Origin of the sequence: Novosphingobium aquae, assembly GCF_037572715.1 — a bacterium.
Lineage (GTDB): Bacteria > Pseudomonadota > Alphaproteobacteria > Sphingomonadales > Sphingomonadaceae > Novosphingobium > Novosphingobium aquae.
In genome coordinates, this window is sequence record NZ_JBBHJY010000004.1 from 18301 (window position 1) to 32028 (window position 13728).

11 protein-coding genes are annotated in these 13728 nt (G+C 63.0%); 2 read left to right on the forward strand and 9 right to left on the reverse strand.

Features of this window, described 5'->3' with window-relative positions:
* Positions 1 to 39: 39 nt before the first annotated feature.
* The 6 genes from WG900_RS09175 to WG900_RS09200 are packed head-to-tail and all read right to left on the reverse strand — an operon-like array spanning position 40 to position 4462.
* Positions 40 to 621, reverse strand: a complete 582-nt coding sequence (locus tag WG900_RS09175) for a carboxymuconolactone decarboxylase family protein (protein ID WP_339966559.1) — start codon at positions 619 to 621, stop codon at positions 40 to 42.
* 35 nt (positions 622 to 656) lie between these two features.
* Positions 657 to 1529, reverse strand: coding sequence for an SDR family NAD(P)-dependent oxidoreductase (locus WG900_RS09180; RefSeq protein WP_339966561.1), 873 nt, complete (start codon positions 1527 to 1529; stop codon positions 657 to 659).
* A 29-nt stretch (positions 1530 to 1558) separates the two neighbouring features.
* A complete protein-coding gene (locus tag WG900_RS09185; RefSeq protein WP_339966562.1) occupies positions 1559 to 1990 on the reverse strand; it encodes an MAPEG family protein in 432 nt (143 codons plus the stop codon).
* Positions 1991 to 2025: 35 nt separating this feature from the next.
* Positions 2026 to 2856, reverse strand: coding sequence for a TauD/TfdA dioxygenase family protein (locus tag WG900_RS09190; RefSeq protein ID WP_339966564.1), 831 nt, complete (start codon positions 2854 to 2856; stop codon positions 2026 to 2028).
* A 33-nt stretch (positions 2857 to 2889) separates the two neighbouring features.
* Complete coding sequence (locus WG900_RS09195) at positions 2890 to 3645, reverse strand: SDR family NAD(P)-dependent oxidoreductase (RefSeq protein ID WP_339966566.1); 756 nt, start codon at positions 3643 to 3645, stop codon at positions 2890 to 2892.
* Between the two features lie 22 nt (positions 3646 to 3667).
* Entirely contained in the window at positions 3668 to 4462 is a 795-nt protein-coding gene (locus tag WG900_RS09200) for an SDR family NAD(P)-dependent oxidoreductase (RefSeq protein ID WP_339966567.1), read from the reverse strand.
* A gap of 96 nt (positions 4463 to 4558) precedes the next feature.
* On the opposite strand from WG900_RS09200, the gene WG900_RS09205 reads away from it, so the two are divergent.
* A complete protein-coding gene (locus tag WG900_RS09205; RefSeq protein WP_339966569.1) occupies positions 4559 to 5161 on the forward strand; it encodes a TetR/AcrR family transcriptional regulator in 603 nt (200 codons plus the stop codon).
* 81 nt (positions 5162 to 5242) lie between these two features.
* Positions 5243 to 6022 carry a sterol desaturase family protein gene (locus WG900_RS09210; RefSeq protein WP_339966571.1) on the forward strand — a complete coding sequence of 260 codons (780 nt, stop codon included), beginning with the start codon at positions 5243 to 5245 and terminating at the stop codon, positions 6020 to 6022.
* A gap of 48 nt (positions 6023 to 6070) precedes the next feature.
* Here WG900_RS09210 and WG900_RS09215 read toward each other — a convergent pair whose 3' ends face one another.
* The 3 genes from WG900_RS09215 to WG900_RS09225 all read right to left on the reverse strand — a co-directional run bounded on the left by WG900_RS09215 (position 6071) and on the right by WG900_RS09225 (position 13513).
* Positions 6071 to 8224, reverse strand: coding sequence for a PKD domain-containing protein (locus WG900_RS09215; RefSeq protein ID WP_339966573.1), 2154 nt, complete (start codon positions 8222 to 8224; stop codon positions 6071 to 6073).
* 4 nt (positions 8225 to 8228) lie between these two features.
* The gene (locus tag WG900_RS09220; protein WP_339966574.1) at positions 8229 to 10676 is read right to left on the reverse strand and encodes an alpha-L-rhamnosidase-related protein; all 2448 of its coding nucleotides are present in this window, start codon (positions 10674 to 10676) and stop codon (positions 8229 to 8231) included.
* Positions 10677 to 10741: 65 nt separating this feature from the next.
* Positions 10742 to 13513, reverse strand: coding sequence for a TonB-dependent receptor plug domain-containing protein (locus WG900_RS09225; protein ID WP_339966576.1), 2772 nt, complete (start codon positions 13511 to 13513; stop codon positions 10742 to 10744).
* Positions 13514 to 13728 lie beyond the last annotated feature (215 nt).

Genomic DNA, 13728 nt, shown 5'->3' on the forward strand with positions numbered 1-13728 from the left:
CCGATGCCGGGCGTCTTAGCCGGGAAGACGCGCATCCGATCAGTCGTCTTGCTTGGCGCGGTTCCTGGAAAACTCCGCGAAGTCGGGCTCCACTTCCACCTCAAGCGCAATCAGCATCCAGGCAGTGGTGGTGAAATACCCGGCCGCCTGGATGAGGTCCATGATCTGCCTCTTGTCGAACACTGCGGACAGGTCCTGCCACAGGGCATCGCTGAACCGGCCACCGGCATTCGTCGCATCGACCACTTCCAGCAGCAATCGGTCTTCGCGGGACCATTCAGGAGCCGAGGGACCGGCCTTCACCGCCTCGATTTCCGCCTCGCTGATGCCGACCTGCCGGGCGCCCAGCGAATTGTGGGTCCACTGGTAAACCGAGTTGTAGCGGTGCGCGACGCGCAGGATGATGAGCTTGATCTGGCGCGCCGAAAGTGTCGATTCCAGCATGAAGTACCGGCCAAGATCGAGCGAGGCCTTGGCCAGCGCCGGATGGTTGGCAAAGACCATCATGGTGTTCGACCGCGAACCGTTCTGCCGCGCCTCGTCCCCCTCCCAATAGGCGAAGATATCCCGCGCCGCCTCGTCCCATTCCTCGCGCGGCAGGGGGCTGATCCGGTTGGCCATTACAGTCGCTCCACTTTTCGTTTGAGGGTGGCCGCTCAGCGGATCACGACCGGATAGTTCTGGTGCGGCGCAACCTTGTGGGTATCGCGGTAGGACGGCGGCTGCCGGCCTCCTTCATCCGTCAGTCCATAGTCGCGGGCGAGCTCCGCACCGATCAGTGTCTGGCCGGATCGTTCCTGCAGCGCGGGATCGTTGAACAGCGCCCAGATGACGTGGCCGGTGAACTCCGGCGTTTCGATCTGATTGCGGATGTATCCGTACTTCTCGGGCTCGGCCTCGATCATACCGAGCAACCGGTCGGTGGCCAGCGCGCCCATCCAGATCGAGACTGCCGCCACTTGCGACTGGGCGTGGCGGAAGTCGACAGCCATATCGAAGGCCATCTTGTCGACCCCGGCCTTGTGCGCGCCGTAAGCCGCGCCGTAGGTGTAATGCACCGCGCCCGATGCCGAGGTGAAGACGATCAGGCCCTTGTCACGGCTGACCATGCCCGGCGCGACGAGCCAGCTGGCGACGTAGGAACTGCGCACCCCGACATCGATCATATCGGCCAGTTTGAGCGGCTTTTCCCAGAAGTTTCCGGGCATCGACAACTCATCGTAAACCGCAGCGGCATTGTTGACGAGAATGTCGATGTGGCCCTGTTCGGCCAGCACCTGTTCGACCATCGCCTTGGCCTGCGCATCGTCACCATGATCGCAGCGAACCGCGATACCCTTGCCGCCGGCGTCCGTAACTGCCTCGGCGGTTTCATAAATCGTGCCGGGCAAGGCATGGTCGCCGGTCCTTTCCGAGCGCCCCGTGACATAGACGGTGCAGCCATGCGACCCCAGCGCGATGGCAATACCCCGGCCGGCCCCGCGACTGGCTCCAGTGACGATGGCAACGATGTTCGGCTGTGAAGTCATCGGAAGTCTCGCTTTTCGGGAAGTTTGTTTCAGGCTGCCGCGATAATGTGGGCTGCCAGCGCGCCCCACATGACCATCAGGCCAAGGAACGACAGGGTGAAGGCCCCGCCGCGGTGGTTGGGGCTGTTGTAGGTGAGGTGGATGAAGCTCTGCACCGCGCGGCCCACGGCGAAGATCCACGCGCAGACCAGCACCGTCGTGCTGACGGCACCGAGCATATAGGCGGCCAGGCATCCGGCGTAGAACACTGTGGGAAGTTCAAACAGGTTGTCCCAGTGGCGCACGGCAGCGCGGGTCTTTTCGGGCTCCGGATCGCCGAGATAGACCTTGTAGAATTCCGGGTTCTGCCCCTGCTTCACCGCGCCTGCGCGCTCGATCGCCATCTTGATAAAACCCACGAAGGTAACGGCCACGACCAGCAGGACGGGCAGGAAGATTTTCAGCGATTGGCCTTCAGGCATGTCGGTCCCCTCTAATTTTTTCAATGTATCACAGGTCAGGAAAAGGCTTCTTCGCCTTCCAGCTTGGTGCGGTGCATCTGGCGGTCGCAGTCGAGCGGATAGGCCATGGCGCGGTGCATCGTGCCGGTGTTGTCCCAGATAACTGCATCGCCCACCGACCATTCGTGGCTGAGCGAGAACTGTTCCTGCGTCGCCCAGTCGCGCAGCTTTACCAGCAGGCGGCGACTTTCGATCGGGTCCATGCCAACGATGTAATCACAGGTCGAACCGAGCACGAGCGACTTGCGTCCCGAGGTATGCGCCCAGACCAGCGGCAGTTCATTGGTGCCCAGCCGGCTCCACTGGTCGAGCAGGGCGAGGTCCGGCTCCGGCTCGACAAAGAGCTGCGCGGCGACCAGCGAGTGGACTACGCGCAGGTTCTCGATCGCTGCCTTTTCTTCGTCCGGCAAGGCGTCCCAGGCGGCATAGGTGTTGCAGAATTCGGTGTTGCCGCCGACTGGCGCCTTCTTTTTGCAGGTCAGCATCGAGGCGAATAGCGGCACCTGCTGCATGGTCCCGTCGATGTGCCAGTAGAAGGCACCCTTCACATAGTCGGCCTGCGGGTTGATCGCTTTGTCCATCGAGATCTGGAAAATGTCACCGTGCATTTCGGGGACGAATTTTCCGAGCGTCCTGGTGAACTCGACCTGCTCCTCGTCAGTGAAATGAACCTGCGGGAAAACCATCACCCCCCGGTCTTCGAGCATCCCGCGAATCTCCGCCGAATGCCGCCCGCTGAGCAGTGTCTGCTTGTCGGTCTCGATCACCGCGCCGATCAGCGGCTTGACCTGCGTGACTGCGAACGTGTCGGAAACTGAAGTGGTCATGGGGTTACCTGCGTGCTTGAAAAGTGTGGCCGGTCACATCGCTGCCCCGCCGTTCACGCCCAGCACCTGGCCGGTAATATACCCGGCGGCATCGGAAGCGAAAAAGGCGCAGGCGGCGGCGATGTCTTCCGGCTGGCCCAGCCGGGGGATGGGATAGGTCGCGATGATCTGCTCGTAAGGGACGGGAAACAAGCCCCCGTTGATCGCCCGGCGCGCCATCGGCGTGTCGATGAAACCGGGCGAGACTGAATTGACCGTTATGCCCTTGGGCCCGAGCTCGATCGCCAGCGAACGGGTCATCGAGATGATGCCACCCTTGCTCGCGGTATAGAGCGCCATGTTCGGCGCGCCGATCTGGGCACCGAAGGCCGATACGTTGATGATCCGGCCCCAACCTGCGGCGGACATGTCGGGCAGGACGCACTGCGCCGCGACATAGGCCCCGCGCAGGTTGATGCCCATCAGGCGGTCCCAGGTGGCGTCATCAAGGTCTTCCAGCGCCGAGAAATTCTCGACCGCGGCATTGTTGACGAGGATCGTGATCGGCCCAAGCGCCTCGCGGATCTGCGTGATGGCCTGTTCGACCTGCATCCGCTCGCCAATGTCCGCCCTGACCGCGAGAGCCTTGCCGCCGCCTGCAACGATGGCATCGGAAACTGCCCTTGCGCCGTCGAAATCGATGTCGACGATGCCGACGGAGTGACCATCGGCGGCGAGCTTGAGGCTGGTCGCCTTGCCCATGCCGGCCGCTCCGCCGGTTACCAGTGCCACGCGCGGGGCGTCTGCCATTCCCTGAATTCCTTCTCTGCGCTCAGAACATCGTGACACCGCCCTCGACGCCGATGGTCTGCCCGGTCACGAAGGCGGAATCGTCGCTGGCGAGGAACACGGCAGTCGGAGCAATGTCGTCGGGAACGCCGAAACGGCCCAAGGCAACCCTTGCCAGTTCAGCATCATGGGTCCCGGTTTCTTCCAGATACCACAGCGCCTTGGGCGACATGGCGCGCGGCAGGATCGTGTTGGCGCGGATATTGTGCTTGCCCCATTCGCGAGCGGCGGTGCGGGTCAGCGCGCGGATCGCTTCCTTGCTGGCGGCATAGGCGAGGAAGCCGGGTTCGCAGCGGATGCCGAAGTCCGAACCGAAGTTGATGATCGATCCGCCGCCCTGCGCCACCATGTGCGGAAAGGCCGCCTGCATCATCTGGAGCGAGCCGAAGAAGGCCGATTGCAGGTCAACCTTGCAGTTCGCTTCCATCTTCGGATCTTCGAGCGGCAGGAAATCAGTGAAGCTGTGCGCGTTGTTGACCAGCACGTCGATGCGGCCCCATTCGTCGACTGCGCGCTGGATAACCATCGCGGCCTCGTTCGCGTTGCCGGCATCGGCCTTGATCGCCAGCGCCGTCGCGCCGTCAGACTGGATTGCCGCGGCGACAGCCTCGATCTTTTCGAGCGTCCGGCCTGTCAGGATCACCTTGGCGCCCGCGGCGGCAAAAGCGCGGGCGATGGCTTCGCCAATACCTTGCCCGGCACCGGTGACGATTGCGACCTTGCCGGCGAGCCTGCCCATTCCCGTCACTTGATCCGCTCCACACGTTTTGTTCGTCATTTTGTTAGCGGGGGTGCCGCAGCGGGTCAATTGCCGGCTTTACCTTGGCGGACGCGCAAACTACGCAAAGCGCCGCGACGATATGGGGCGACCAGCATGAACAGCAGCAAAGAGCCAGCCGCCGAACGGCGCATGGGGCCGGAGGGCTCAGACAACTGGCACGCCATGCTCGACGGGGCCGAGGCGATCCTGCGCGAGGAAGGCCATGCCGCGCTCACCTCGCGCCGGGTGGCCGAGCGCATCGGCGTCAAGCAACGGCTGGTCTATTACTACTTCCGCACGATGGACGAGCTGATCATCAGCCTGTTCCGGCGCATGGCGATGCGCGAATTGGCGCGACTGAAGGAAGCTGCGGCCCAACCCTATCCGCTGCGCACCTTGTGGGACATCAGCCTCAATTCCACTGACAGCCGGCTGATCGCGGAGTTCATGGCGCTGGCGAACCGTATCGAAGGCCTGAGGCGCGAGGTGATCCATTTCATCGAGGCGTCGCGCGAAGTGGAAGTGGGCGTGCTGACCAAGGCGCTGCAGCGTGCCCCCCAGATCAGCAACATGGGGCCGACCGGCCTGACGGTCACGATCACCAGTCTGGCCCTGCTGCTTTCGCGCGAGCGGCAGCTGGGCGTGAGCAGCGGCCATCAGGAAATCATCGGGGCGCTAGGTGCCTTGCTTGACCAGCTGGAGCCGCTCGAAGCCTGACCTCCGGGGCAGATTTGACCGCCGCCTGTCGGCTTGCTAACAAAGTGACGAACACACGGGATCGATCCGGGAGTCGTCATAGTGTCTACCAGCAATCCAGCCCTGTCCTTCGCGCTCGTGATCACGGCTTTCGCCGTCGTGGCGCTGCTCGCAGCTTTCCTGTTTCGCGATGCCTTGCTCGCCCGCAAGATCCAGCCGGGCACATTCCGGTGGCCCTATGTGAAGACCGAACTGCGCCATGGGCTGTTCAACCTCGCCATCGTCACGGTGACGATCACCGGACTGATCAGCTGGTGGACTCAGATCGGCTGGATCGAACTCAGGACCGGCCCGGTATCGGGCTGGACCATTGCCGGCGAATACGCGCTCTCGTTCTTCCTGTTCGACGCCTATTTCTATTGGGCGCACCGGTTGATGCACAAGGAGCCGTACTATTCGTGGGTGCACAAGTTGCACCACCGCTCAACCGCGCCGGTGCCGATCACCTCCTGGTCGATGAACCCGATCGAGGGCGTGATCGAGGGCATGTTCACGCCGCTGTTCATGGTGGTCTTCACCATCCACGAAGCGACCGTGCCGTTCATCGTGCCGACCTCCATCCTGATGGGGCTCTACGTCCATTCAGGCTTCGAACTGCTGCCCCGCTGGTGGAACAGGACCTGGCTGACCAAGTGGTTCATCTCCGCCAGTTTCCACGACGAGCATCACCACTATTTCACCGGCAATTTCGGCGGCTACACGACAATCTGGGACCGGCTGTGCGGCACGATGCGGCCGAAATACGAAGCGAACTTCGATAGAGCCTCGGCTCGCCGCACGATCAGGAGCGAAAATCCGCACAGCGGGGTAGCTGTAGATTAGAGCACATTCCGGGAGAGCCCTCGCCGCCCGGGATGCTTGGCAGCGGACTTACTTCACCACAACGCGCACGCGGTCGATGTTGTTCAGCGGCGTGGTCGTGTCTTGCTTGCCCTCGCGCTGCCCGGTAGCCCTGAAGGTGATCACGTATTCGCCGGGCTTGGCGAAGCTGACAGTCCGGCTGGCAATCACCGTAGCCTTCGGCACCGCGAGCTTGATGGCGGGCTCAAACTTGGCATCGGGCGTGCCGAGATACCAGTCGTATTGCACGACTTTGCCGGGACCGGGCGGCATGGTAATCCGGCCGACCAGAGTGACCGACTGGTTCACGGCCACTTCGGCCCGCTTGCCGCCATTGACGGTCAGACGGGTGACAGGCTGATGCCCTCCACGCGTTGTGGCGGAGGCCGGGAGGACGACCTGATTCATCGGGTCAATCGTGTGGCAGGTTGAAGCGCGCGGCGCGATGCCCTTTTCCGCCCAGTTGGCCAGATCAAGCAGCACCTGGTGCAGCGTACCCCCGGTAGCCGCCGTCATGGTCCCGAACTTGCCGGGCAAGGGATCGAGGAACACGCCGTGAATTCCGTTCTCCTGATAATAGAGGCGGAACATCTGCTGCGTCTGCTTCGCGCCCAGCGCATGTTTCACCTGACCGGCATAGAAACTCGCGACATAGGGATAGGAGTTCCCGTCATAGAGGTTCTCGAAGACGATCGTCTTGGTCCTGATCCGGCCGCTCTGCACGATCCCGCCGGCGGCGCCGATATTGCTGAGCAGGGGAATGGCGATCGGCGTCTTCGGCCGCTGTGCATACCGGGGGCTGCCATCGGCATTGCGGTACTGGTTGTAAGCCGGGTTGCCGTTTTCGAGGATCGAATGGCGCGGATAGAAAGCCATGGCGATGGCTGCGCGGTTATCCAGCCTGACCTTTGACCCGCTCGCCAGCGCCGCCAGCAGCGCCGGGCTGTTCTTGCCATCCTCGAGCTTGAACGTCGTGCCCTCAAGCTTGCCCCTGAGCGCGGGCGCATCGCCCTTGTCCGGGTTCGCCGTGCCGTCCTGTACGACCGTGAACTGCACGCCATCCGCACCGTTCGAACCCAGCGCCGGCATCGAAGCCGGGTCGAACACGATGGCCGTCGCTACGCCCTGCGGGTTGCGGGTGACGGACGAGATCGTGGCAGTGCCATCGACGATTGCGGCCTTGAGGAAAGCGGGCGTGTTGGCGCCCTCATAGCCCGGCTTGGTCCAGAAGTCGGTGAAGTAACCGGGATCGAAAGCGCGGACGGAACCGAACCCGAACATCGCGCCACCCAGTGAAAACTGCATCGTCTCGAGCACGGCGCGCGGAAAGCCGGCGCTGAGAACTTCATCGAGCACCGCCCGCTCTTCCGCATTGAGCCCGGCGTGGATGTCCTTGCCGCTTCCCGGCGCTGCGGCCTCGGCAATAGCCTTTCTCTTCTCCGCAGGGATCGCGAGGTTGTACAGGGCACCCCAGGCAAAGCTGTGGGTGTTCAACCCGTCTGTCGCGATGACAACTGGAATAAGGCCGTCCCAGACCCCGGCCGTCCCTTCGGCGGCGGCGATCGTCTGCACCGATCCGCCGCTCTGGCCATACATGTAACCATAGATGCGCTCATTGGTGCCGTAGTGCTTGCGGGCATAGGCCTTGGCCAGTTTTGCAGCAGCAGCGGGGACCCGGAAGCCGACAGCCGGATTTCCCGGGTTTACGCCAACTGTATAGCCGCCGCCGGTTTCAAAGGCGAAACGGGCATCGACAACGTTGAGCATCTCGATGTTCAGCGGATAGGTCTGCTGGAAGAAGCGGTTGCGGAAAAGCTTCTTGTCGGGAAAGCGCCAGACAAGACTGTGAATGGCTGGCTTTGCCGCCTGCCCGCCCGCAGGGGCCTGCTGGGCCGCGCCGGCCGCCGGCCAATGGGCCCTGACCTCGGTATAGCCAATCGTTCCGCCATCGGGCAGCTTGAGCGTCTTGGCCTCGGTGGCATCGATCACCAGCGTGTCGGAATTGTAATCCGGATCGATGCAGTCCGCATCGACCACCAGCGGCGCATCAACCCCGCCAAACAGCGTCTCGCCTGCCGGCATGCAGGCCGCTGCCCATGCTGGCGCGTTGCCGACGCAGGCCAGTGTCAGCGCTGCAGCGCCGAGCATCAGAGTCCCGCGCGAACCGCTTGGGGCGCTCAGCATTTCATCACTCTCCCTTAGGCGCAACAGGGCGCACATTTTCGGATTCCACCGGTCGGCATTGGTCTGCCGTGCAGAAAATGGAATTTTTCCCGCCCTTGAGGTCGAACTTTGCCGAGCGCCACACGAAGTCACCCGATACGGTGGGAGGCAGGGTCACATCGGCAAACAGCTTGTCCTTACCCTGGCGATAGGATGCCCTGATCTCGCCCTCGGGATGCGGCATCTGGCCTTGTGCGAACTTGAGGGCTCCAAGCGCGGGCGTGATCGCAATCCGCTTGAAGCCGGGGGCGGCGGGACGAATGCCTAGCACGGTCGCAAGCAGCTGATAGTTGGGATGGGCCGCCCAGGCGTGCGAGTCCGACCGGGTCGGTTCAGGCGTTTCCGCAGTGGTCGTCATGCCGTTGCGGATCATCTCCTGCCACGGCCCCAGCCGGCTGAGGTAGCGGTCGGCAAGGCCCACGCTGCGCATCGCCTCGTCGACATAGAAGCGGAAATAGAATGTGGCCGGCTCCAGGTCCTTGTCCGCCAGCATCTTCTCCGCCACCGACGTCTCCATGCCGTCCGGGACGGCCTTGGCCAGTATGGCGAGCGAATTGGTCTGCTGGCTGAAGGATCGCACCTCGAGACTGTCAACGAACAGCCTCCTGTTTCCATCCCACGCCTTGGCCCTGAGAGTGGCAATGATACGATTGGCCAGTTCCCGGCACCGCTTGGCGTCGTCAGGCCGATCCAGCGCCTGCTCCAGCTCGGCAGCCTGTTGCAGAGCAAGAACGAATTGGAGGTTGATCGCGACCGAATGGCCCTTCCCGCCGCCCGGTGGAACGCCGTTCGGGTAGCTCTTGGCCCAGTCCAGGTAATTCCACCACGGCATCGGTCCGAGCAGCCCGGTATCGTCGACGTGCCGTTCGAACCAGTCGAGCACGTCACGCACGCCCTGCAACCGGCCCCGGACAAAGGCGGGGTCGCCGCGCAGCATCCAGTAATCGTGGACCATGCTGACCCACCATAGCGAGAACGGCGGGATCTGCTGGCGCAGGCTGGAGGGATAGGAACTTGCCGTCAGCCCTTCGGACGTGCGCGAATCGTCGAACTGTTCGATGGCGCTCCGCATCAGGCGGTCATCACCGGTCTGGTAGACCGACATCAGCGCCTCGATCCGCGTATCGCCGACATATTGCAGCTGCTCGTAATAGGGCGTGTCCCAGAACGTTTCGAAGGCGCTCATGCGAAGCGCGCGCCAGTTCATGTCCCAGATCGGCTTGATCCATTTCGCGTCGGAATCGAAGGCCGCCTTCTGCTTGAAGGGGTACGCCGCGAAGATGCCTTGGGCGCTGTCGATGCGCAGCGGCTGGTCGCCCGTCTCGATCTCCAGCTGCACATAGCGCCAAGTCCGCAGCCAGAGCGACTGGAAACGCCGACCCTCGCCGCCATCGAACCGGATCGTATCGCGCAGGCCGCGAATGGTCTTGCCTTCGATCTCGCTGCGATTGCCCTTGTTGCCCGCCGCATCGAACAGGCTTTCGGCATAGATGATCGTGGCTTTCGCGCCTGCCCCGCCGGTCGTGATCATGACCGGATAGCCAACGGTCAAGGCGCCTTGATCGAGAAGCAGGGTCGCCTTTGTCCGCGGCGGTACGGTCAGCGCCTGCTTGCCTGCGGCGAAACCCGCCGGAACCGTCACGCCTTCGGCGCGGCGGACGGAGGCGAAGCGGATGGGGGCCTGTTCGGGGAGCGGGATGGTGCGCGGAACAAGCTGCCACTCCGCCGCGCTGCCGTTGACCTGTGTACCGCGAGCCAGCGCCACCGGCGAGGCGAATTGCTGGACGATCGGCTTGGCATCACCCCATCCGCTGGCGTCGAAGCCGGGCTGTTCCCATCCCCAGGGAACCTGCCCGGCATCGAGGTCTTCGCGCGGGCCGGCGACATAGAAGCCGCCCGTGTCGTCGCCTTCGACGCGCTTGAACGTGTAGGCGCGGCTGGAAAACACTTTCCACCCGCTGCTTCCCGTGCTGACGACAGCCGCCGCCGGACTGTCGCCCTGGACGACAAGCGCCGTGCGAAGCGAGATCTGGGCGGCAGGTTTGAACTCGCCCATGTTCCAGACAAGGGCGGCGATCACGTTGTTGCCGGGCCGCAGATGCGCTGCGATGTCCACGCTCTCGGAGCGCCAATGGAGCAGATCCCCGCGGGCAGGTCCGTTGGAGACCTCCATACCGTTCACATAGAGTCGGTAGCGATTGTCCGCAGACACGCGGATCGGAAAACTCGCCGGCTGCACGGCGAGCTCGAATTCTTTCCGGAAGTGGTAGACCCCGGGTTTGGCAGGTTCGGAACCCGGCTGGTCAATCCAGCTGGCGGTCCAGGCTTTTTCGGATTGTTGCTGTGCCAGGGCAGCAGGGTTCAAGATGGCCGATGCGAGAAACAAGGCAGTTCCTGCTGCGCGCTTGACCATATGTGCACCTGTCCGGGTTTGGCCCGGCTGCTGCGGGTGCAGCAACCGGGCCTGGGAGAGCTCTATCAGAACTTCTTCGCGACGCCGAACTGGATCAGTCGGCCAAGCGTGAAGCCGTTGGCATAGCCCGATTGGCCAATCGCGCGGAGCACCGGCGGATCGGTATCCAACACGTTGTTCACGTTGAGCGTGAACTGCAGATCGCGGAGAAGTCCGCTTTCGGCAGGCACGTCATACTTGAAGAACAGGTTGACGGTATTGAACGCGCCCACCCGGTCCTGCGGCTGTCCGCTGCCGCTCGGGTTGCCGTTCGTGGTGGCATTGCAGACCGGGGTCGAGGTCGCATCGCAGCGATAGGTGGCATAGCCGGCGCTGTGATTGAGCGTCGCCTGAGCACGGAAGCTGCCTACGTCGATTCCTGCCGTAGCCTGAAGCTGCAGGCGCGAAGACCCATTCCGCTGCAGGGATACGTTGCCTGGTTGCACGAAGATGTTCGTGGCAATCAGTTCGTTGACGATCGGCGCGCCCACACCCGCCTGGCTCTTGCGGTTCAGAGCATAGTTGCCCGACACGCCGAAATCAAAACCGCCAAATCCGGTCTTGCCGCGGTAGCTGGCAACGAAGTCGATGCCGTCCACGTTGACACTGCCAATGTTGCCCTTGCGGAAATCGACGAGCTCGTAAACGTTGAGGCAGTTCGCCGGAGTGGCGCAGCCCGCCGTGACTGATGCCAGCGTGGCCGCCGCACTCGACAGGCCCGATGCGTTGATGAAGCTCGTGATCGTCGCCAGCGGCACGCCGTTGACATTGGCGATCACGTTGTTCGGGTTGAGCGCGAAGATCGTCGCATTCGGGGCCGGGGTCCCGATGATGTCCTTGAACTTCACGTTGTAGTAGCTGGCACTGACGTGCACGCCTTCCAGAGGATCCATGTCGAACCCGACCGACCAGGTCTTGGCGGTCTGCGGCAGCAGGCCCGGGTTGGAGCCCTGCAAGGCCACTACGCCGTTGGCCACCGGCGTGACGCCGGCAGGGACAAAGGCGTTGAAGGGGAATGCGAACAACGTGTTGGTGAACACGCCCAGCTGGTCGACCGGCGACGGCGCGTTGAACGAGGTGCTGTAATTGCCCCGCAGGTTGAGCCAGGACACCGGCTTGATGCTGATGCCAAACTTCGGATTGGTCGTGTTGCCGAAGTCGCTGAAGCGGTCATGGCGAACCGACGCGGAAAGCGTGACCTGTTCGATGACCGGAGCCTGTACTTCGCCGAAGAACGAATTGACTGACCGGCCATAAGGAACAAACCGCGTGCCCGCGAGAGCGCCGACGGCCAGATTGGCCGCGACGATCCGCTGGCGGAAGTTGTCGCGTGCGAACTCGTAACCAGCGGCCACCTTCACGTCGCCGCCCGGCAGGGTGAACAACGTACCGTCAACAATTGCCCGCAGGTTGAACAGCTCTTCCCTGCCCTGTCCGGCCGACTCGGTGTTGATCAGCTGCTGGATGTTGGCGATGTCGGCGGCAGACGGATTGTAGAAGTTGATGGCGGTGGCTGCAGTCGTACCGCGGCCGAAATTGGTCAGCAGCGTCGAGTTAAAGCCCCCGATGTGGTATTCGCTGTCGCTGTTGCTGTAGTTGAATAGCGTCCGCATTTGCCAGCCGCCACCAAGGTCCGCCTGAAATTCAGCGTTGGCGCCCCATTCCTTGAACGACGACCGGGACTGATTGCTGCTCGCCCCGAGAACCGAGTTCAGGTTGAAGAACACCGTCTGGCTGGCGGTCGCGGACTGGCCGGGGACCGGGAGGTAGTAGAACTGCAGCGGGCTGCCGGTTACGGTTACCGACCCGGCGTAGTCGGAGCTGGAGACCGACTTGCGTTCGCCATAGAATGCACCGAGGTCGACGGTCAGCCACGGCGACAGCTCCTGATGGAGGCGGGCCAAACCGCTGTGACGGGTGCTCTCCGGAACCACGGAGTTGTTGCGGTAATCGCACGAGTTGGGGGTTGTGCTGGTCAGGCCGGGAAGCGCGAAAAACGCTGCCGAACCGATGCGGACATTGCCGGGCGTGCACGAGCGACCGCGCGGCGTCAGGTTGGGCGAGAGCCAATCGACATCCTTGATGAAGTCCCGGTCGCGCGCAAACAGCGGATCGTTGTGCTGGTAGCTGTATGCGACGTAGGCCGAACCCGAACCCCAGTCCTTGCCGAGGATCGCGGCGGCATCGTACTGCTTGTAATTGTCGGCAAAGCCGTAGTGCGCCTGCACCTTCAGGCCATCGAAGCGCTTGCGGGTGATGAAGTTGATCACGCCGCCAACCGCGTCTGAGCCGTAGGTCGCGGAGCCGCCGTCGGTAACGACTTCAACGCGCTCGATCGCAATCGGGGGCAGGATGTCGGGATCGATCGCGTTCTGCGTCACGCCGACCGGGGCAATGCGGCGACCATCGAACATCACGAGGGTCGACGAGGACGAGCTGGTCTCGCCTGCAAGGTTGCGCAGGTTGGGGCGCACCACCTGGATCTGGTTGACCGCGACGCCGAGGCGCGACTGCGGCACGTTGTTGAACAGGTTGGTGACCTGCGGGACCGAGGTCAGCAATTCGTTGGCTGTCGTCGCGCCGGTTTCGGCGATCTTTTCCTGCCCGACCGTGATCGCATTGGAACCGACAGGTGCCGCGCCGCGTAGGATCGTACCAGTCACGACGATTTCGGAGCCGTCTCCTTCTGGCTCTTCAGCGGCGTTGGACTGGGCGAGAGCAACGTTCGGCAGCAGCGCGAATACAGCGGCGCTTGCCAGGATTGCTCGGCGAAATTCGGTGGTACGCAAGGTCTTCATGATCATCCCTCCCAAAGGCAGATTTTTTGCGGCGAGGCTGCCCGGGGCGTGGCCCTGCAACTTCGCTCCTGCTGGTCAGGACTATACTGGTCAGGCCGATCACAGCCCAAACGCCAACGTGCCTCGCGATGCCCCGATCGAGCATCTGACAGTCCCTTTCATGGCCGATTAGAAACAAAACATCTCATTCGGCACATTTGAGCCTTGCGGGTCTA